A 17,086-nucleotide genomic window follows, 5' to 3' on the forward strand; every position below is an offset into this window, starting at 1 on the left:
GCGAACCGTATGCTGGCGCGCGCCCTTTTCTTTGGTTTGGTAGGCTTAGCTCTCGCTATCGCCGCCTCCCGTGTCGCTGCCACCACTATCGCTGCCAGAGGCCTCGGGCTTAGAGTCGCCGCTATCTTTTGCGGGCGGTGCCTTTTTCGCGGCGGGCTTTTTCTTCGCCGGGGCCTTGCGCTTCGGCTTGGCCTTGGGCGGGGCGGGGGTGAGCTCGAAAGTTGGCTTACCGTCCTTGATACCGACATGCACTTCGCCGCCATCGGTCAGTTTACCGAATAGCAGTTCCTCGGCGAGCGGCTGCTTGATCTTATCTTGCAGCAGACGGCCCATTGGCCGCGCGCCATAGAGCTTGTCATAGCCCTTCTCAGCCAGCCAATCGCGCGCATCACCGTCAAACTGGATATGCACATTTTGCTCGGCCAGCTGCAGTTCGAGCTGCAGGATGAACTTGTCGACCACGCGGGCAACAGTGCTCTTGCCGAGATAGGCGAATGGCACGATCGCATCCAAGCGGTTGCGGAATTCCGGCGTGAACATTTTCTTCACAGCCTCGCTGCCTGCGTCTTCCTTGGACACGTCACCAAAGCCGATGCCCTGGCTCGCCATGTCGGATGCGCCGGCATTGGTCGTCATAATCAGCACAACATTGCGGAAATCGACCGTTTTGCCGTGGTGATCGGTCAGACGGCCATTATCCATCACCTGAAGCAGGATGTTGAACAGGTCTGGGTGGGCCTTCTCAATCTCATCCAAAAGCAGGACGCAATGCGGGTTCTGATCAACCGCATCGGTTAAAAGGCCCCCTTGATCATAACCAACATAGCCCGGAGGTGCACCGATCAGGCGCGAAACGCTGTGGCGCTCCATGTACTCAGACATGTCGAAACGCTTCAGCTCAATGCCCATGATCGAGGCAAGCTGACGCGCAACCTCGGTCTTACCAACACCGGTAGGACCGCTGAACAGGAAGCTGCCAATCGGCTTGTCTGGATCTCGCAGACCGGCGCGGGACAGTTTCATCGCCGTCGATAAGCGGTGGATCGCTTCATCCTGGCCAAACACGACATGTTTGAGATCGCGTTCGAGGTTCTCGAGCGCTTTCTTGTCGTCCTTGCTGACCGATTTCGGCGGGATCCGCGCCATTGTCGCGATCACTTGCTCAATCTCGCGCGCAGTGATCTTCTTTTTGCGGCGGCTTGGCGGCAGCAGCATTTGCATCGCGCCAACCTCATCGATCACGTCGATGGCCTTATCCGGCAATTTGCGATCATTGATGTATCGCGCGGACAGCTCGACCGCCGTTTTCAGCGCGTCTGGTGTGTATTTCACATTGTGATGCTCTTCAAAGGCGCTGCGCAGGCCTTTGAGAATTTTCACGGTGTCCTCGACCGTTGGCTCATTCACATCGATTTTCTGGAACCGGCGCAGCAGCGCGCGATCCTTTTCGAAGTGATTGCGGAATTCCTTGTAGGTGGTCGACCCGACGCAGCGGATGGTGCCGCCGGATAGGGCTGGTTTCAGCAGGTTGGAGGCGTCCATCGCTCCGCCGCTGGTCGCGCCCGCGCCGATAACGGTGTGAATTTCATCGATGAAGAGCACCGCATGCGGCATCCCTTCAAGCTCGGTCACAACCTGCTTCAAACGCTCCTCAAAATCGCCGCGGTAGCGCGTGCCCGCCAGCAAAGCGCCCATATCGAGCGAGTAGATCACCGCCTCGTTCAGCACTTCTGGTACTTCACCTTCGACAATCTTGCGCGCGAGCCCCTCGGCAATCGCGGTTTTGCCAACGCCGGGATCACCGACATAGAGCGGATTGTTCTTGCTGCGGCGGCATAGGATCTGGATTGTCCGATCAACCTCGGGACCGCGGCCGATCAGCGGATCGACTTTGCCGGCCTCCGCCTTGGCGTTGAGATTGACGGTGAACTGATCGAGCGCGGTTTCTTTCTTCGCCGCCTCAGCAGGCTTCTCGCCGCCTTCCGGCTGAGGCTCCTCAGAGCCCTGCGCAGATTTTGCCTCCAGCTGGCGGCCACCCTTGCCAATGCCGTGGCTGATATAGCTCACCGCATCGAGCCTGCTCATATCCTGTTGCTGCAGGAAGTAGACGGCATAGCTGTCACGTTCAGAGAACAGCGCGACCAGCACATTGGCGCCTGTGACCGTATCCTTGCCCGAGGATTGCACATGCAAAATAGCGCGCTGAATCACCCGCTGGAACCCAGCGGTTGGTTGCGGATCAGCCTCTTCCTCGGTCTTAAGTGATTGATATTCTTGATCAAGATACTGTTTTACAACCTCGCCAAGCTCCGCCAGATCGACCCCGCATGCAGCCATCACTTGGGCTGCGTCTTCATCATCGATCAGCGCGAGCAGCAAATGCTCCAGCGTGGCATATTCGTGGCGACGCTCCGACGCATGGCCAAGTGCGTGGTGCAGCGTTTTTTCTAGGTTCTGGGCAAAACTGGGCATGGGTCTGATTGTCTCTGGCTTTGGGCTTTATTCAGTGTGGCTGGCTGTTGGTCCGCGCGGATGCGCTGACCTGGGCGCTTTCAGCATATATGGGACGCCCTTTCTCAATTGCGACTCTGCACATGGGCTAAACCCACAAGACGGCATAAATCGGGCGGCGGGCTGTGGGATAAGACTATCCGCCCGGCTTCTTAAACAGGGCATCGGCTGCCTGCATATGCGCGGCGGTTTTCGCAGAATGCGAAGAAACCCGAGCGATTTCAGCCTCTAACAGAGCAATTCGCTCGTCCAATTCGTCTTGCGAATAGGGCGCCAAATCCTCCGCTGCGAGCTTGCTCGCCGCGTCTCCTTTTGCGCGTGGCTGGTCGTCGTCTTCCATATTGGTTCACAACATCGCAAGCAGAACGGCTTGCTGTCAATCCGCGCCATCGTTAATCGCCACCACTACCGAAGTTTCTCGCGTCTGACCCCGGGGCAAGGGGTAGGCCAATGAAGCGTGGCAAGGGGCGAACACGATGGTCGATCACAATTCGGCGGCACTTCCGCAGCATATGCAGGCGATTGGTTTCACGGCGCCGGGCGGACCCGACGTTCTGGTTCTGGAGCAAGCGGACGTTCCGCAGCCCGGTCCGCAAGATGTTCTGATCCGCGTGGCTTTTGCCGGAGTCAATCGGCCTGACTGTATTCAGCGCGCGGGAAATTACCCCGCGCCTGCTGGGGCCTCGCCGATTCTGGGCCTGGAGGTTGCGGGCGAAGTTGTGGCGGTGGGGACTGAAGTTCCGCCTGAGATGCTCGGCAATCGCGTTGCTGCGCTGACGCCGGGCGGCGGATATGCGGAATATTGCACCGCCCCGTGGCAGCATTGCCTGCCCGTGCCCGATAACATGCCGCTCGAAAAAGCTGCGGCTTTGCCGGAGACCTTGTTCACGGTGTGGCACAATGTGTTTGAGCGCGGGCTAGCCTGCGACGGCGAGCGACTGCTGGTTCACGGCGGCACCTCTGGCATTGGCACCATGGCGATCATGCTGGCCAAGGCGTTTGGCGCGGAAGTGATCGTGACCTGCGGCGATGATGAGAAATGCGCCGCCGCGCGCGAGATTGGCGCAGATCTGGCGATCAATTACCGGACGCAAGATTTTGTCGATGTGATCAAGCAGCACACCAATGGAGGGGGCGTGAACATCGTGCTCGACATGGTTTCTGGCGGCTACGTTCCGCGAAATCTCAAATGCTTGGCGGAGGATGGGCGGCATGTGACGATTGCCATTCTTGGCGGCGCAAAGGCAGAGATCAACATGGCGTTTGTGATGATGCGCCGCTTGGTGCTGACCGGATCGACGCTGCGCCCGCGCTCTGATGCGTTCAAGTCGGCGCTGGCTGAAGAGATCACGCGTCATGCCTGGCCATTGTTCGTGAGCGAAGAACTCGCCCCGATCATGGATCAAACCTTTCCACTCGCAGAGGCCGCCGCAGCCCATGCAAGGATGGAGGCAGGCAATCACATCGGCAAGATTGTGCTAGAGGTATGCGGTGGCTGAAACCTATCACCTGCACGAGGACCCTCGCAGCGGGAATTGTTATAAGATCAAGCTGACCGCAGCGCTGGTCGGGCACGAGATCACCTCAACTCAATATGATATTCTGCAAGGTGAAACACGCACGCCAAGCTTTCTTCAGAACATCAACGCCAATGGCCGCATCCCGGTTCTTCAAATCGGCGGAGACCAAGGAGCGCGCTTTTTACCAGAGAGTAATGCGGCGTGCTGGTACTTGGCGTCGGGCTCACCGTTCATCCCGCAAGACCGCTTTGCGCAGGCAGATATGCTGCGTTGGATGTTCTTTGAGCAATACAACCACGAGCCCAATGTCGCGACTCTGCGGTTTTGGCTGGCAATTGTGGGCGAGGCCAATCTGTCTTCAGAGCAATCCGCTCAAATTGAGGCCAAAAGGGCGGCTGGCGAGGCGGCGATTGCGCTGCTGGATCAACAGCTGGGCGATTCGGCATTTCTATGCGGCGATGAAGTGACTTTGGCGGACATTGTCTTGTTCCCCTACACCCATGTTGCGGATCAGGGCGGGATTGATCTTGAAGGTTTCGGCAACGTGTGCGCCTGGGTTGACCGCATCGAGGGATTGCCAGGCTTCACGCCCATGGCTTGAGCCACTGGTGGGCGCGTTCTCGCGCTCAATCCGGCGCCATATTTTCAAGAATTGCAGGCGGAATTGCGTGTCATGCGGCGTCATGTGCTGAACTCGCTTGCTCAATGCCGCGCAATTGCCTATCTACAGTCTCGCAACGGCCGCTCCGCAAGGGGCGGCCCTTTTAATTTTTAACGGAGTTTGCCTCATGGCCCAAGCGCCAAAGGAACAACCCAAGCCGCTCATGCCGCATGCGACCGCCACTTGGCTGGTTGATCACACGGGTTTGTCGTTTGAACAGATCGCTGAATTTTGCGGCCTGCACATTCTCGAAGTTCAAGCGATGGCTGATGATCTTGCGGGCAGCAAATACACTGGCCGCGATCCGGTTCACGCCGGTGAGTTGAACCAGGAAGAGATCGACAAAGGTCAGGCGGACGCCAATTACGCATTGGTGATGCAAAAGGCCCCGGTTGAAGTGACCCGGACCAAGGGCCCGCGCTACACCCCAGTGTCGAAGCGTCAGGATAAGCCTGATGGTATCGCTTGGATCCTGCGCAGCCATCCTGAGGTGTCTGATGCACAAATCTCAAAATTGATCGGGACGACTCGCAACACGATCGGCGCGATTAAAGAGCGTTCGCACTGGAACATCCAGAACATCCAGCCGAAAGACCCAGTGACCCTGGGGCTGTGTTCGCAGCGCGAGCTTGATGCGGTTGTTGCCAAAGCGGCCAAGCGTGCCGGCGTGGTTGCGGAAGAAGTGCTAACCGACGGCGATGATCGCAGCGACAAGGAAAAGCTCATTGAAGAGTTGCGCGCAGAGCGCGACGCCAATGTAAAAGCCGCCGCAGAAGCCGCGCAAGAGGCCGAAGCCGAAGCATGGCTGGCGGCCAAGCGCGAAGCGGAAGAGAGCGGCGACATTGCGGAGACGGTGCCAGGTTATGCAGAAGAGCCGACAGCTGAGCCGGAAGCAGAGCCAGCTCCCGCAGCCGAGGACGAAGAGACTAAAGACGACTGATCCCGGGCCATTTGGCGTTTCAGTTCAAGCCATATTGAAAGGCCGCCTGCAGGATCACCTGTGTGGCGGCCTTTTCGTATTTTCATGCCTTTCGCGCAGCAGCGACCAAAATGGCGCAAAAAGATATGAGGCGGGACGCAGAATCGCTTGTGACTTGCGGAGGGATACGCCATTCTACTGACATGAATGTCAATAACGCGCCGTATCACCATCCCGCCCCATGGGACTCGCAATTTGAGCTGATGAGCCTGCCGGACTTGCTCGAACGCTCAGTGCGCAGCGATCCCGGCGCGCCTTTGTTGCATTTTCTGGGCCGCACGTTTTCCTATCGCGAGATATTTACCGAGGCTCAGCGGTTCGCGGCCGGCCTGCAGGCGATGGGTATCGAAAAGGGCGACCGGATTGGCCTGTTTCTGCCCAATGTCCCGATTTACGCCTCGGCCTATTACGGGGCGATGATGGCGGGCGCGATCGTCGTGAATTTCTCACCGCTCTATTCGGTGGAAGAGCTCGCCTGGCAGGTTGAGGATTCGGGCACGCGCGCACTGGTAACGCTCGGCGTTCCAGAACTTTATGAGACCGCCTCCAAAGTCCTCAGCGGCTCTGCGCTCGAAACGCTGATCGTCGGCTCGCTGCCCGATATGCTGCCTGGCTTGAAGAGCTTCGCGCTAAAAACCCTCGGGCGTAGCAAGCTCGCGAAAGTCCAATTCAGCGCAAATGTGAAAAGCTGGGCCGAAACGCTGGGGGATTGGGATTGGAGCGGTTGGGAAGCGGGAGCGGCATCTAGCCTGCCTGCGATTGACGCAGGCGAAGATTTGGCGCTGCTGCAATACACTGGCGGCACGACCGGGCGGCCCAAAGGCGCGATGCTGGGCCATGCGCAGCTTGTGAAGAACGCTCAGCAAGTCGCCGCGATCAACCCATTCGGCAAAGGCTCTGATGAGGTGTTCATGGGCGCGCTGCCGTTCTTCCATGTCTTTGCCAACACCGCCTTGCTCAACCACGCGGTTGCGAGCGGCGCCTCGATTGCGATTGTGCCTCGGTTTGAAACCAAGCAGGTGCTGCAAACGATCCAGAAATATAAGACCACGGGCTTTCCCGGCGTTCCAACCATGTTTCAGGCGCTGCTCGATCATCCTGATCTTGCGAAGACCGACGTGTCCTCGCTCAAGGTCTGCATTTCCGGAGGCGCGCCGATGCCGGCCCCGGTGCACGCCAAGTTTGAAGAGGTTACGGGCGTGCGCCTGGTCGAGGGTTATGGCCTCACCGAAAGCTCTGGCGTTGTTTCGGTTAATCCCTATGCCGGTACCCGCAAGCGCGGGACCATCGGCCAGGTTGTCGCAGGCACAGAGATCCTGCTGCTCGACAAGGAAGACCCGGCCACACTCGCGCCGGCGGGCGAACCCGGCGAACTCGCCATTGCTGGTCCCCAGATCATGCGCGGCTATTGGAACCGGCCAGAGGCGGCGGCCGACGTATTCATTGAGCACAATGGCAGGCAATGGCTGCGCACTGGCGATGTCGCGACCTTTGACGAGGACGGGTTCCTGCAGATCGTTGACCGGATCAAGGATATGATCGCGGTCGGCGGGTTTAAAGTGTTCCCGAGCCAGGTTGAGGACGTGATCCTAGAAAACGATGCAGTGAAGGAGGCGCTCGTAATCGGCATGCCTGACGATTACAAAGGCGAGGTGCCGCGCGCCTTTGTAACGTTGGCGGACACGGGCGCTGATCGGGAGAAAGCGGCGGCGGAATTGCGCGATTGGCTGAATGGCCGGGTCGGCAAGCACGAGCGGGTCGACAAAATCGTCATCCGCGATGAGCTGCCCAAGACGATGATTGGCAAGCTCGACCGCAAGGCTTTGCGCGCTGAAGTGATCACCTGAGCCTTCGCGCGCGCACCGAGCGCGAACCGAGTTCAAGTCTTGCCAAACAAAAAGGCCCCAGAAAATCCGAGGCCCTTTCTTATTCTTATACTCTGAGCGTGTCGCTGCTCGCTATTGCGCGATCTTCAGCTGCGGCTCTTCATCGCCGTTTGGCTTCGCGCCGCTCGCTTTGGGAGCAGCTTGCTTCGCCTCAGGCTTGCGCCGATCGTTTGGGGCAAAACGGCCATCCACCTGAGCGCCTTGCTCAATGGTCAGCGCATCATAATGCACATCGCCTTCGATCTGCGCGCTCTTCAGGATCACCAATTCGCGAACATTGATAGAGCCTGTTACGCGGCCAGAAAGGCGTGCGGTCTCTGCCATAATCCCGCCGGTTACCAGCGAGGTCTCGCCTTGAACCAGAGAGGTGCATTTGATGTCGCCCTCAACCGAACCATCAACGTGCAGGTCGGCAGAGGCGGAAACATTCCCTTTGATCGAAACGTCAGAACCGATCACCGAGAATGTTGAAGAATTGGATGGCATGGATTTTCCTCGGGGCTTGTCTTGGGGATTAGTTTGAGGCGGTGCGGGCTGGTTCGGCTCCGCGGGCTTCTTTGAGAACATCGGGGGCGGTCTCCAGGAAAGGGCGCGGGTTTACCGCGCGGTCATTGATACGCACTTCAAAGTGCAGATGCGGTCCGGTCGAACGGCCAGTGCTGCCGATTGCGCCGATGGTTTCGCCAGCGACAACTTGCTTGCCTTCGACGGCGTCAAACCGCGACATGTGAGCATAGCGCGTCGTCACGCCATTGCCATGGCTTACTTCGACGACTTTGCCATAGCCAGATTTGCGGCCCACAAATGTGACCACGCCTTTGGCGGCTGAAAAGATTGGTGTTCCGGTCGGTCCTTTGAAATCCAGGCCGCCATGCATTGCGCCGCCGCCATTGAACGGATCGCGGCGATAGCCGAAGCCGGATGAAACCGTCGTCTTCGACAGATCGGTTGGCGTGAACTGCGGTACGGATTCAAGCCCCCGCTCAAGCGCCGCCATACGGGCGAGGCTGAGGCCGAGGCGCTCAAAACGCGGATCGATGCTGCCATCAGCAGAGGTCGCGAGAATTTCCAGCGGACCACCGACGGCTGACATGTCAGCGCTTTCCACCATGGATTTGGGGTCGAAGCCAAGTTTGCGCAGCGCAGTCTCAGCGCGCTTGGCACGGTCATCGGCAAAGCGGGTGACCCGCTCGACATAAGCAAGCTGCCGCGCTTCGATTTTGGCTAGAGACGCCGCTTCTGGGAAGGAGGCGCTGACTTTTTCGATCATTTCAGCGGTTTCGGTGGTCGAGATCGGTCACCGTGCCGCTGGTGTCTTTCACATCAGCAGGCAGCGCTTCGGTCATTTGCTCGATGAAATTCTGCCGAGCAGTCAGATCCTCTGCAACAGCGCTCAGGTCATCGCCATAAGTGTCTAAGCGCTCCTGCGCCGTGGCCACTTTTGCTGCGTTTTCGAGTAGGGAGAGCCGGTCTGCATCCGCTTGATATTTAGACCACGCCATCGCGCCCATCGTCACTGCCCAGCCGACGACGAGCACGACAATCGTTGCCGCCGCAATCTTCTGCATGCGCGATGTGAATGTGATGAAGCGGACCTGACCCTGTGAGCGCATAAAAAACTCACGGTCAGGAAACCACTTCTCCAGCTGGTCACGCCAGCTGGCGGTGGAACCTGCATTTGGCAAGGCGAACCCTTTTATCTCTCTCTGCCCCGAAATTTATTGATTATGGAGCTAACAAGCGGGGTGCGTGAGGTCGAATCCAAAGATTAATAGGCCGGGCGAAGTGTGAACATAACGCGATGAAACGTTCATCTTGAAGAAATATGTCCGCTAGGCGGCGATTTTCTTAGGGTTTGCGCCTAGGGATTAATGCTGAGAGAATTGCTCAAATTGGCAGTTTCAGGGAATTTTGAGCGCCCGATTCGCTTTGTCTCTACCTTTGACGTCATCAGGACTGACAGGGCTGTTTCTCGGTGCTATTGCCGTCAGATTATGACTGCAATTTCTCCCACTTTGCCTCAGCCAGCCAGCGCCGCTGATTGCGTCACAGAGCTGGCCCAAACCGCCCGCGCGGCTCAACGACAGCTTGCCTCAATGCCGAGCGAAGCGCGCGCCGCGGCGTTGCATCATGCGGCGGATCAATTGCGCCGCGACGTCAGCGCAATCCTGGAGGCGAATGCGAAGGATCTTACTGCCGGAAAAGCTGCAGGACTGCCCGAGGCAATGCTTGACCGGCTGGCGCTGGATGAGGCGCGGATCGAGGGCATTGCAGGCGGGGTGGATGCGGTTGCGCGGCTGTCTGATCCGGTGGGTCAAATCATTGACAACAGCGAGCGGCCCAACGGGCTGAAACTGTCGCGCATACGCGTGCCGATTGGCGTCATTGGATTGATTTATGAGAGCCGTCCCAACGTGACGGCTGATGCGGCGGCGCTGTGCGTGCGGGCTGGCAATGCGGCCCTGCTGCGCGGTGGGAGCGAGGCGGTTCATTCGAATCACGCGATCCACGCCGCAATGACGTCAGGCCTTGTCCAAGGCGGCGTGCCAGCGGGGGCTGTACAGATCATGCCAACCCAAGACCGGGCGATGGTCGGTGCGATGCTGACTGCCAGCGGCTTGATCGACATGATCGTGCCGCGCGGCGGCAAGGGATTGGTCGCGCGGGTTCAGGCCGATGCACGCGTTCCCGTGCTCGCCCATCTTGACGGTATTTGCCACACCTATGTTCACGCTGATGCGGACCCCGAGATGGCGCAAGAGATTGTCCTGAATGCAAAAATGCGGCGCACAGGGATTTGCGGCGCTATGGAGACGCTGCTGATCGACGCGCGCTTTCCCAAGGCTGCGGGGCTTGTCAAAGCCCTGCTTTCTTCCGGCTGTGAAGTGCGCGGTGATGGCCGGGCGCAGAGCCTTGATCCGCGTGTCGAACCCGCTGAGCCAGAGGATTGGGACACGGAATATCTCGATGCAGTCGTCTCCGCGGCAATCGTCGACAATATGGGGGAGGCGCTGGCACATATTGCGGCGCATTCGAGCGCGCACACCGATGCGATCATCACCGAAGATCAATCAGCGGCAGAGCGGTTTTTTACCAGCGTCGACAGCGCGATTGTGATGCACAATGCCTCATCGCAATTTGCCGATGGGGCGGAATTTGGCCTGGGCGCAGAGATTGGCATTGCGACCGGGCGGCTGCACGCTCGCGGACCCGTCGCGCTGGAGGGGCTGACCACTTACAAATGGCTGGTGCGCGGCACTGGTCAAGCGCGGCCCTAAGCCGATCGCACGCGTCATGCAGAGAGGCCTGCGAACGGGGCTGCTGGGCGGCAGTTTCAATCCTGCGCATGGCGGGCACCGGCGAGATCACTTTGTTCACTATTGATGCGCTGGGCCTCGATGAGGCTTGGTGGTTGGTCTCGCCCGGCAACCCGCTAAAGCCGCGCAAGGGCATGGCGCCGCTGTCGGCTCGCGTCCAATCGGCGCAAAAGCAGGCGCGCCGCGCGCGGATTGTGCCCACGGCTATCGAACAACAACTCGGCACGCGCTTCACGCTTGATACTCTGCGCGCGCTGAAACGCCGCTATCCCAAACGTGAGTTTATCTGGCTGATGGGGTCGGACAATCTGGCTGAGTTCCACCGGTGGAAGGCCTGGCGCGATATAGCGCGCACAATGCCGATTGCGGTGATCGCAAGGCCCGGCTATACTCGTCAGGCTATGGCGAGCCCCGCTATGGCCTGGCTCAGGCGCTACCGAGTGCCCGCCGCCAGCTTTCAAAAACGGGGGCGATGGAGCGCACCTGCACTGGTGTTATTGCGTTTCGATCCTGACACGCGTTCGGCCACGGCAATTCGCCGTGCCAATGCGGATTGGGCGGCGCAATATTCGCAAACAGGCGTGCGAGACCGGCTGACGTTCAGACGGATTCAGACATCGGAGGGAGTATGAGGCGCATATTTGGCGTTTCAATTCCTGCATTTACCCACCCCAGTATCTGGAGTTCTATGGTCGCCTATGAATCAGGCACAAACTTCCGCGTCCAATGCCAATGTGGCCCCGCCAGCAGGCGGCGCAGCCGACATGGCTAGCCACGAATTGCACGATTTGGTGATGCGTCGGCTGGACGATGATCAGGCGCAAGAAATCGTCTCGATCCCGCTTGAGGGCAAGAGCTCGATTGCCGATCACATGGTGATCGCATCGGGTCGTTCGACCCGGCAAGTGGCAGCTATCGCGCAGAAATTGGCTGAAACGGTCAAGCAGGCCGGGCATGGCCCCGTGCGCATCGAAGGACTGCCAGCGGCCGATTGGGTGCTGGTCGATGTCGGTGATGTGGTGGTGCATCTGTTCCGCCCCGAAGTGCGCAGTTTCTATAATCTGGAACGGATGTGGGCGTTCGACGGCGAAGTCGGCATGGGTAAGGCGTAGTTTTCTAGCTTCAAGCGCCAGCGGCGGCATCCGCCGCCTCGGCTATCCTCGCTCACGCGATCAAAGATCGCATCGCTGCGGGCGGCCATTTGGCCTTGCGGTCCGCTTTGCGAACCGAACCAGCGCTAGCAAATGGAGTTCTGACCATTCTCCTTCACGTCATCGCTCGCGGAAAGATCGCCCGCTCGCCAGAGGCGGAGCTGGTTGCGCGCTATGAAAAGCGGTTGACGTGGCCGGTCAAACTCACCGAATTGCCGGAAACCGGCGGGAAAATTCCTGATCCTCAGGCCCCGCTGAAGACTGTGCTGCTTGATGAGCGCGGCAAAACCATGAGTTCAGAAGATTTCGCGGCGCTACTGGGCCGCTGGCGTGATGACGGCATTCGCGAGGCCCGCTTTGTGCTGGGCGCGGCGGACGGGCACAGCCGCGAAGAGCGCGCTGAGGCGGATCTCTTGCTCGCGTTTGGCCCGGCCACATGGCCGCATCTGCTCGCCCGCGCGATGTTGATGGAGCAGCTCTACCGCGCCTCCACCATTCTTGCAGGTCACCCCTATCATCGCTCTTAATGATCGGGCAAAAGGGCGCACATGAAGAGGCAAATCCTAGCTACCGCAGGCGCTATGACCCTGGCGATTGCTGGCTTTGCGGCGCTTATCCCTGATGGCAATGCGCAGCGCGATATTGCTCTGCTCGATCCGGCTGAAGCGCGCCAGCAATTGGCCCGCGCTCAGCGAGCAGCGGCGGATGCGCAGAAACGCGCCGCTGAATTGACCGAAAGAGCAGAGAACTCCGCGCTGGCGGCAGAGAAGACTGCGAGCGAGGCGGCGGCCTTGGCGGCGCAGGTCCAGCAATCCGAGGCAGAGATTGCAGCGGCTCAGGCGCGCTATTCCTTGGCTCAAACGCGCCGCGCAGAGCTCGGTGCCCGCTTGGCGGAGCGGCAAGAGCCGCTGGTCCGTCTAACTGGCGCGCTGCAGGCAATGTCTCGCCGGCCACTGGTACTTTCTGCTTTGCAACCAGGCTCCTTGCGAGAAACCGTCTATGTGCGCGCGGTCCTCGACAGCGCCGTGCCGCAAGTGCGGGCGCGCACCGCCGCCTTGCGCAGCGATCTGGACGAGGGGCGTGCGCTGGAGGATCAGGCGCGCGAATCGCTCGCAGATCTGCGCGGCAGCGAAGGCGTCTTGCAGGAACGCAGAGCAGCTCTCGCGCGGTTGGAGGCGAGCCAGCGACAGGCATCCAGCGAAGCCCGTGCGATCGCCGCGCGTGAGAATGAACGCGCGCTCGCCCTGGCCGAGGATGCGCGCGATCTCGATGGACTGATCGGAGAGCTAGGCAATGCGAGTGAATTGCGCAGGGAGCTAGCGGCACTATCGGGGCCGGTCCTTCGGCCTGCTCAGCCAAGCGCATCGCAAGTGTCGGTCGAACCTTCGGCGACTCCGTCACAGGCCGCGAATGAAGTGATTCCGCCAGCAGATTTTCAGCTTCCAGTGCAAGGCCGGACAGTTGCTGGGTTTGGCGCACTTCGCGATAGCGGGTCGCGCAGCACCGGCGTGGTGATTGCGCCCGCTGCAGGAGCGCAAGTGATCGCCCCCGCTGCTGGCCGTGTAGCGTTTTCTGGGCCCTATCGCGGGTTCGGACGAGATCGTCATTATTGAGCACGAAAATGGCTGGATCAGCCTCGTCACAGGGCTCGCGACCAGCGATGCGGAGGTCGGCGATCAGCTCGTCAGCGGCAGTCCTTTGGGGGTCGCCGCAAGTCAGAATCCGGCGATAACGATTGAGCTTCGCCGCGCTGGAAAGCCAGTTAACCCGCTGCAATTCCTTTAGAAACTAAGGCGCGCCGGCCGACCTAAATACTGCCTCCCAGATACCGCGCCCCGCGTAAAACCGCACACTCTGATGCACAAAACTCATGTGGTCGCTCTCATCTGGCATTCAGACAGTTTGCGCGATACACATGGCATATTACGCTAAAGGAGCCCTGCGTGCCCAAGAAGTTTTTCGCATTGCTGCAAAGTGCAGCGCTCGTGACCACCATTGCGCTTATCCCGACCGCCACGGCCAGCATGGCTCAGGTGGAAGGCCGCGCCGGTCCAGAATTCTCGAAATTGTTCGCCACATATCAACGGATCAAGGCGAGTTATGTGGAGGATGTCGAGGACGAGGTTCTGGTTCGCGGTGCGATTGACGGGATGCTGGCGGCGCTTGATCCGCATTCCGCCTATCTCGATGGCAGCAGCCTGCAGCGCCTCAACACCATGATTGACGGCAATTACTCTGGTCTTGGCCTGTCTGTGGTAATGGAAGATGGCGCGGTAAAGGTGATCTCACCATTTCGCGGCAGCCCCGCAGAAGAAGCGGGTATCAAGGCGGGCGACTTCATCACGCACCTCGATGGTGAGCTGATTTATGGCGGCGAGCTGGATGATGCTGTTGCGCGTATGCGCGGCCAGGCTGGCACTTCGATTGAGCTGACCATTTTCCGGGCCGGGCGCGAGGAGCCGCTGGAAGTGTCCGTGACACGCGGCGTGATCGAGCTGGAGCCGGTCACGCATAAGCTGGAAGCCGGGAATGTCGGCGTGATTTCGGTCAACGAATTCTCCGCCGATGTTGGCCAGGACGTGTTCAACGCATGGCAAGCCATCCAAACCGAAGCGACCGGACGGGTCAGCGGATTGATCCTTGATCTGCGCTCCAATCCGGGCGGAAGTCTGGACGAAGCAGTCGCTCTGTCCGACCTGTTCCTCGACAAGGGCAGGATCGTCTCACAACGAGGCCGCGCTCGCGGCGAAACCCTGCTGTATGATGCCGAAACTGTGTTCCGCGGCGATATGGCAGAGGGCACTCCGGTAATCGTGCTGATCGATGCGGGCTCTGCCTCAGCCTCTGAAATTGTCGCAGGCGCTTTGCAAGATCACCGCCGGGCGCTGGTGATGGGCGATCGCAGCTTTGGCAAAGGCAGCGTGCAATCGTTGCTCCCGCTGGGCCGTGACACCGCGCTTAAACTGACCACGGCGCGCTATTACACGCCGTCGGGTCATTCGGTGCAAGAAGGCGGGATTAAGCCCGATATCACCGTGCCGCAATTGTCCGATCCGGACTACGCGCTGCGCAGCAAATATGTGACGCGTGAGAGCGATTTGCGCGGGCATCTGGTCAACGAACTGGGCCTTAAGGACGATGAGCTTGAGGGCGATAAGATCGATGATCCGCGCTTTAAACTCACCGCTGAACAGCTGGAAGAACAGGGCGTTGAGGATTTCCAACTGCACTATGCGTTGGAAACTTTGCGCCGCACGACGGCAAGTTCGGTGGCGCTGCGCGATTAAGCTGCCTAAAGCGGGCGCGTTATGGCTGATTTCTTACGGTTGAAGGCCGCTCAGACCCTGGCATTTGCGCTCCCGGCGGGCTTGCTCGGCGGTGCGTATGTGTCGCAATATGGTTTTGATCTGTTCCCATGCGAAATGTGCTGGTGGCAACGCTGGCCGCATTTCGCCGCGCTTGGTTTTGCGGTGCTGGGACTTTTTGCCGCGCCAAAGCGCCTTTGGCTCACTCTCGCCGGACTGGCGGTGATCGTCTCCGGCTTGATCGGTGGATTTCACGCAGGCGTGGAATATGGCTGGTGGGAAGGCATCACCGGCTGCGCGACCATTCCTTCGGGACCGGGAGCGGCGGCCTCCGTTATGGACACCAGCATGCCGCTGGTACGCTGTGATGCTGCGCCATGGAGCCTGTTTGGCATTTCGCTGGCGGGTTGGAATTTCCTCTTTTCATGCCTCGGTGGGATCACCATCTTGGGGCTGACAGCCAAGCAGGAGCGAGCATGAAACGCGAAGACATCCACCGCATGATCCGGGTTGACCAAGCTGGCGAATTCGGCGCGACGCGGATCTATGAAGGCCGGCTGGCAGTCATGGGCGATCGCGGACCGCACAGCCAAGAAATCGCCCACATGGCCGAGCAAGAGAAGGTCCACCGCGAGAAATTCGATGCGCTTATGGCAAAGCGCGGCGTTCGCCCGACCGCGCTGCAACCGTTTTGGTCAATGGCTGGTTATGCCTTGGGCGCTGGCACAGCTTTGCTCGGCCCAGAGGCGGCGATGGCCTGCACCGCAGCGGTCGAAACCGAGATCGACAAGCATTATTCGGATCAGCTCGACGAGCTAGAAGCGGACAATGCCGACCCAGAGCTGGCTGAAATGATTGAGAAATTCCGTGAGGAAGAGCGCGAGCACCACGATGCCGCGATTACCCACGGCGCGGAAAAAGCGCCCGCTTACGGTCTGCTCTCCGGCGCGATCCGGCTGGGTTGCCGCGCGGCGATCAAGATCAGCGAGCGGATCTAGCCCGCGCGGCTCTTCAGCCATGGTTCACGGCCGATGGTGTGATATGAAGCTTAGAAATTCATGTGAGGAACATCCGATGACGTCGTTGCCCCGTAAGACCCTGATCGCAAGTCTCGCGCTCGGCGCCTCTGCCATGCTTGCTGCTGTGCCTGCTTCGGCTCAGGAAGATGAGGCGCTGCCTGATGATGTGCAAACCGCCTATGTTTACGGCGATGATGACGCGCCGCCGTGCCCAGAGGGTACGATTTGCGTGATCGCGCGCCTGCCGGAAGACGACCGGTTCCGCATTCCGCCTGCCTTGCGCTTTTCGGACAATCCACAAAACACGGCATGGTCACGCAGGGTTGAAAGCCTTGAATTGGTTGGCGCATTTGGCACTCTGTCGTGCAGTCCAACTGGCGCGGGCGGGCTGACTGGTTGCACGCAGCAGCTCATCAACGATGCCTACAAGGACCGCGCCGAAGGTCAGGATGTCCGTTTTAGCGAGCTGATCGAGCAAGCGCGGCAAGAGCGCTTGTCGAACATTGACGTCGATGCCGCCGCCGAGCAGCGCCGGGTTGAACAGATCGAACGCGAATATCTGGAGCGGCTCGAGCGAGAACGCTCGCAGTCGCTGCCAGGCGAAGACGGACCACCCGCTTTGACTGAGCCCGAGCCGGCTGACACACCTGCTGAGGAAGCACCGCAGGGCTGAGTTCGTTAGTGAGCGGTTACCCGGCGAACTACGCTTGCTCTGCCTAGCCGCAAATCTTGTCGCT

Annotated in this window: 17 protein-coding genes and 1 pseudogene; 13 read left to right on the forward strand and 5 right to left on the reverse strand. The window is 59.6% G+C overall.

Annotation, left to right across the window (positions count from 1 at the left end; translation table 11 throughout):
• Positions 1-45: 45 nt before the first annotated feature.
• A complete protein-coding gene (clpA, locus tag AC0V6M_RS05405) occupies positions 46-2,472 on the reverse strand; it encodes an ATP-dependent Clp protease ATP-binding subunit ClpA (protein WP_486137826.1) in 2,427 nt (808 codons plus the stop codon).
• Positions 2,473-2,647: 175 nt separating this feature from the next.
• Positions 2,648-2,851, reverse strand: coding sequence for a DUF1192 domain-containing protein (locus AC0V6M_RS05410; protein ID WP_486137827.1), 204 nt, complete (start codon positions 2,849-2,851; stop codon positions 2,648-2,650).
• 136 nt (positions 2,852-2,987) lie between these two features.
• On the opposite strand from AC0V6M_RS05410, the gene AC0V6M_RS05415 reads away from it, so the two are divergent.
• The 4 genes from AC0V6M_RS05415 (at position 2,988) to AC0V6M_RS05430 (ending at position 7,518) form a co-directional block, all read left to right on the forward strand.
• Complete coding sequence (locus tag AC0V6M_RS05415) at positions 2,988-4,010, forward strand: NAD(P)H-quinone oxidoreductase (RefSeq protein ID WP_486137828.1); 1,023 nt, start codon at positions 2,988-2,990, stop codon at positions 4,008-4,010.
• Positions 4,003-4,632, forward strand: coding sequence for a glutathione S-transferase family protein (locus AC0V6M_RS05420; RefSeq protein WP_486137829.1), 630 nt, complete (start codon positions 4,003-4,005; stop codon positions 4,630-4,632). The genes AC0V6M_RS05415 and AC0V6M_RS05420 overlap by 8 nt, the downstream gene beginning before the upstream one ends.
• Before the next feature lie 187 nt (positions 4,633-4,819).
• Positions 4,820-5,632 (forward strand): cell cycle transcriptional regulator TrcR, encoded by an 813-nt coding sequence (locus tag AC0V6M_RS05425; RefSeq protein ID WP_486137830.1) that lies wholly within the window; start codon positions 4,820-4,822, stop codon positions 5,630-5,632.
• Positions 5,633-5,814: 182 nt separating this feature from the next.
• The gene (locus tag AC0V6M_RS05430) at positions 5,815-7,518 is read left to right on the forward strand and encodes a long-chain-fatty-acid--CoA ligase (RefSeq protein WP_486137831.1); all 1,704 of its coding nucleotides are present in this window, start codon (positions 5,815-5,817) and stop codon (positions 7,516-7,518) included.
• Between the two features lie 111 nt (positions 7,519-7,629).
• On the opposite strand, the gene AC0V6M_RS05435 is transcribed toward AC0V6M_RS05430, so the two are convergent.
• Genes AC0V6M_RS05435 through AC0V6M_RS05445 form a run of 3 tightly spaced genes read right to left on the reverse strand, consistent with a single transcriptional unit; the run spans position 7,630 to position 9,242 of the window.
• Complete coding sequence (locus tag AC0V6M_RS05435) at positions 7,630-8,043, reverse strand: bactofilin family protein (protein WP_486137832.1); 414 nt, start codon at positions 8,041-8,043, stop codon at positions 7,630-7,632.
• A gap of 28 nt (positions 8,044-8,071) precedes the next feature.
• Positions 8,072-8,827: a M23 family metallopeptidase gene (locus tag AC0V6M_RS05440; protein ID WP_486137833.1), complete on the reverse strand. Its 756-nt coding sequence runs from the start codon at positions 8,825-8,827 to the stop codon at positions 8,072-8,074.
• A 1-nt stretch (position 8,828) separates the two neighbouring features.
• A complete protein-coding gene (locus tag AC0V6M_RS05445; protein ID WP_486137834.1) occupies positions 8,829-9,242 on the reverse strand; it encodes a DUF5930 domain-containing protein in 414 nt (137 codons plus the stop codon).
• Between the two features lie 309 nt (positions 9,243-9,551).
• Between AC0V6M_RS05445 and AC0V6M_RS05450 the strand changes: the two genes are divergently transcribed.
• The 9 genes and pseudogenes from AC0V6M_RS05450 to AC0V6M_RS05490 all read left to right on the forward strand — a co-directional run bounded on the left by AC0V6M_RS05450 (position 9,552) and on the right by AC0V6M_RS05490 (position 17,022).
• Positions 9,552-10,835 carry a glutamate-5-semialdehyde dehydrogenase gene (locus AC0V6M_RS05450; RefSeq protein ID WP_486137835.1) on the forward strand — a complete coding sequence of 428 codons (1,284 nt, stop codon included), beginning with the start codon at positions 9,552-9,554 and terminating at the stop codon, positions 10,833-10,835.
• Positions 10,836-10,851: 16 nt separating this feature from the next.
• Positions 10,852-11,506: pseudogene (locus tag AC0V6M_RS05455) on the forward strand (nicotinate-nucleotide adenylyltransferase).
• 132 nt (positions 11,507-11,638) lie between these two features.
• Complete coding sequence (gene rsfS, locus AC0V6M_RS05460) at positions 11,639-11,986, forward strand: ribosome silencing factor (RefSeq protein WP_486139572.1); 348 nt, start codon at positions 11,639-11,641, stop codon at positions 11,984-11,986.
• 146 nt (positions 11,987-12,132) lie between these two features.
• A complete protein-coding gene (locus AC0V6M_RS05465) occupies positions 12,133-12,552 on the forward strand; it encodes a 23S rRNA (pseudouridine(1915)-N(3))-methyltransferase RlmH (protein WP_486139573.1) in 420 nt (139 codons plus the stop codon).
• A gap of 21 nt (positions 12,553-12,573) precedes the next feature.
• Positions 12,574-13,638 carry a murein hydrolase activator EnvC family protein gene (locus AC0V6M_RS05470; protein WP_486137836.1) on the forward strand — a complete coding sequence of 355 codons (1,065 nt, stop codon included), beginning with the start codon at positions 12,574-12,576 and terminating at the stop codon, positions 13,636-13,638.
• 330 nt (positions 13,639-13,968) lie between these two features.
• Positions 13,969-15,312 carry a S41 family peptidase gene (locus tag AC0V6M_RS05475; RefSeq protein WP_486137837.1) on the forward strand — a complete coding sequence of 448 codons (1,344 nt, stop codon included), beginning with the start codon at positions 13,969-13,971 and terminating at the stop codon, positions 15,310-15,312.
• 21 nt (positions 15,313-15,333) lie between these two features.
• Entirely contained in the window at positions 15,334-15,810 is a 477-nt protein-coding gene (locus tag AC0V6M_RS05480) for a disulfide bond formation protein B (RefSeq protein WP_486137838.1), read from the forward strand.
• The gene (locus AC0V6M_RS05485) at positions 15,807-16,328 is read left to right on the forward strand and encodes a demethoxyubiquinone hydroxylase family protein (protein WP_486137839.1); all 522 of its coding nucleotides are present in this window, start codon (positions 15,807-15,809) and stop codon (positions 16,326-16,328) included. The genes AC0V6M_RS05480 and AC0V6M_RS05485 overlap by 4 nt, the downstream gene beginning before the upstream one ends.
• 76 nt (positions 16,329-16,404) lie before the next feature.
• Positions 16,405-17,022, forward strand: coding sequence for a hypothetical protein (locus AC0V6M_RS05490; RefSeq protein ID WP_486137840.1), 618 nt, complete (start codon positions 16,405-16,407; stop codon positions 17,020-17,022).
• Positions 17,023-17,086: the final 64 nt, after the last annotated feature.

The sequence above is a fragment of the Erythrobacter sp. JB3-1 genome (assembly GCF_057364995.1).

Excerpts from the sequence above, each read along its gene's own strand:
- AC0V6M_RS05490 (WP_486137840.1), top strand. The coding sequence starts at position 16,405 with ATGACGTCGTTGCCCCGTAAGACCCTGATCGCAAGTCTCGCGCTCGGC.
- AC0V6M_RS05440 (WP_486137833.1), bottom strand. The coding sequence starts at position 8,827 with ATGATCGAAAAAGTCAGCGCCTCCTTCCCAGAAGCGGCGTCTCTAGCC.
- AC0V6M_RS05485 (WP_486137839.1), top strand. The coding sequence starts at position 15,807 with ATGAAACGCGAAGACATCCACCGCATGATCCGGGTTGACCAAGCTGGC.
- AC0V6M_RS05415 (WP_486137828.1), top strand. The coding sequence starts at position 2,988 with ATGGTCGATCACAATTCGGCGGCACTTCCGCAGCATATGCAGGCGATT.
- rsfS (WP_486139572.1), top strand. The coding sequence starts at position 11,639 with ATGGCTAGCCACGAATTGCACGATTTGGTGATGCGTCGGCTGGACGAT.
- AC0V6M_RS05410 (WP_486137827.1), bottom strand. The coding sequence starts at position 2,851 with ATGGAAGACGACGACCAGCCACGCGCAAAAGGAGACGCGGCGAGCAAG.
- AC0V6M_RS05435 (WP_486137832.1), bottom strand. The coding sequence starts at position 8,043 with ATGCCATCCAATTCTTCAACATTCTCGGTGATCGGTTCTGACGTTTCG.
- AC0V6M_RS05470 (WP_486137836.1), top strand. The coding sequence starts at position 12,574 with ATGAAGAGGCAAATCCTAGCTACCGCAGGCGCTATGACCCTGGCGATT.
- AC0V6M_RS05430 (WP_486137831.1), top strand. The coding sequence starts at position 5,815 with ATGAATGTCAATAACGCGCCGTATCACCATCCCGCCCCATGGGACTCG.
- AC0V6M_RS05450 (WP_486137835.1), top strand. The coding sequence starts at position 9,552 with ATGACTGCAATTTCTCCCACTTTGCCTCAGCCAGCCAGCGCCGCTGAT.
- AC0V6M_RS05425 (WP_486137830.1), top strand. The coding sequence starts at position 4,820 with ATGGCCCAAGCGCCAAAGGAACAACCCAAGCCGCTCATGCCGCATGCG.
- AC0V6M_RS05480 (WP_486137838.1), top strand. The coding sequence starts at position 15,334 with ATGGCTGATTTCTTACGGTTGAAGGCCGCTCAGACCCTGGCATTTGCG.
- clpA (WP_486137826.1), bottom strand. The coding sequence starts at position 2,472 with ATGCCCAGTTTTGCCCAGAACCTAGAAAAAACGCTGCACCACGCACTT.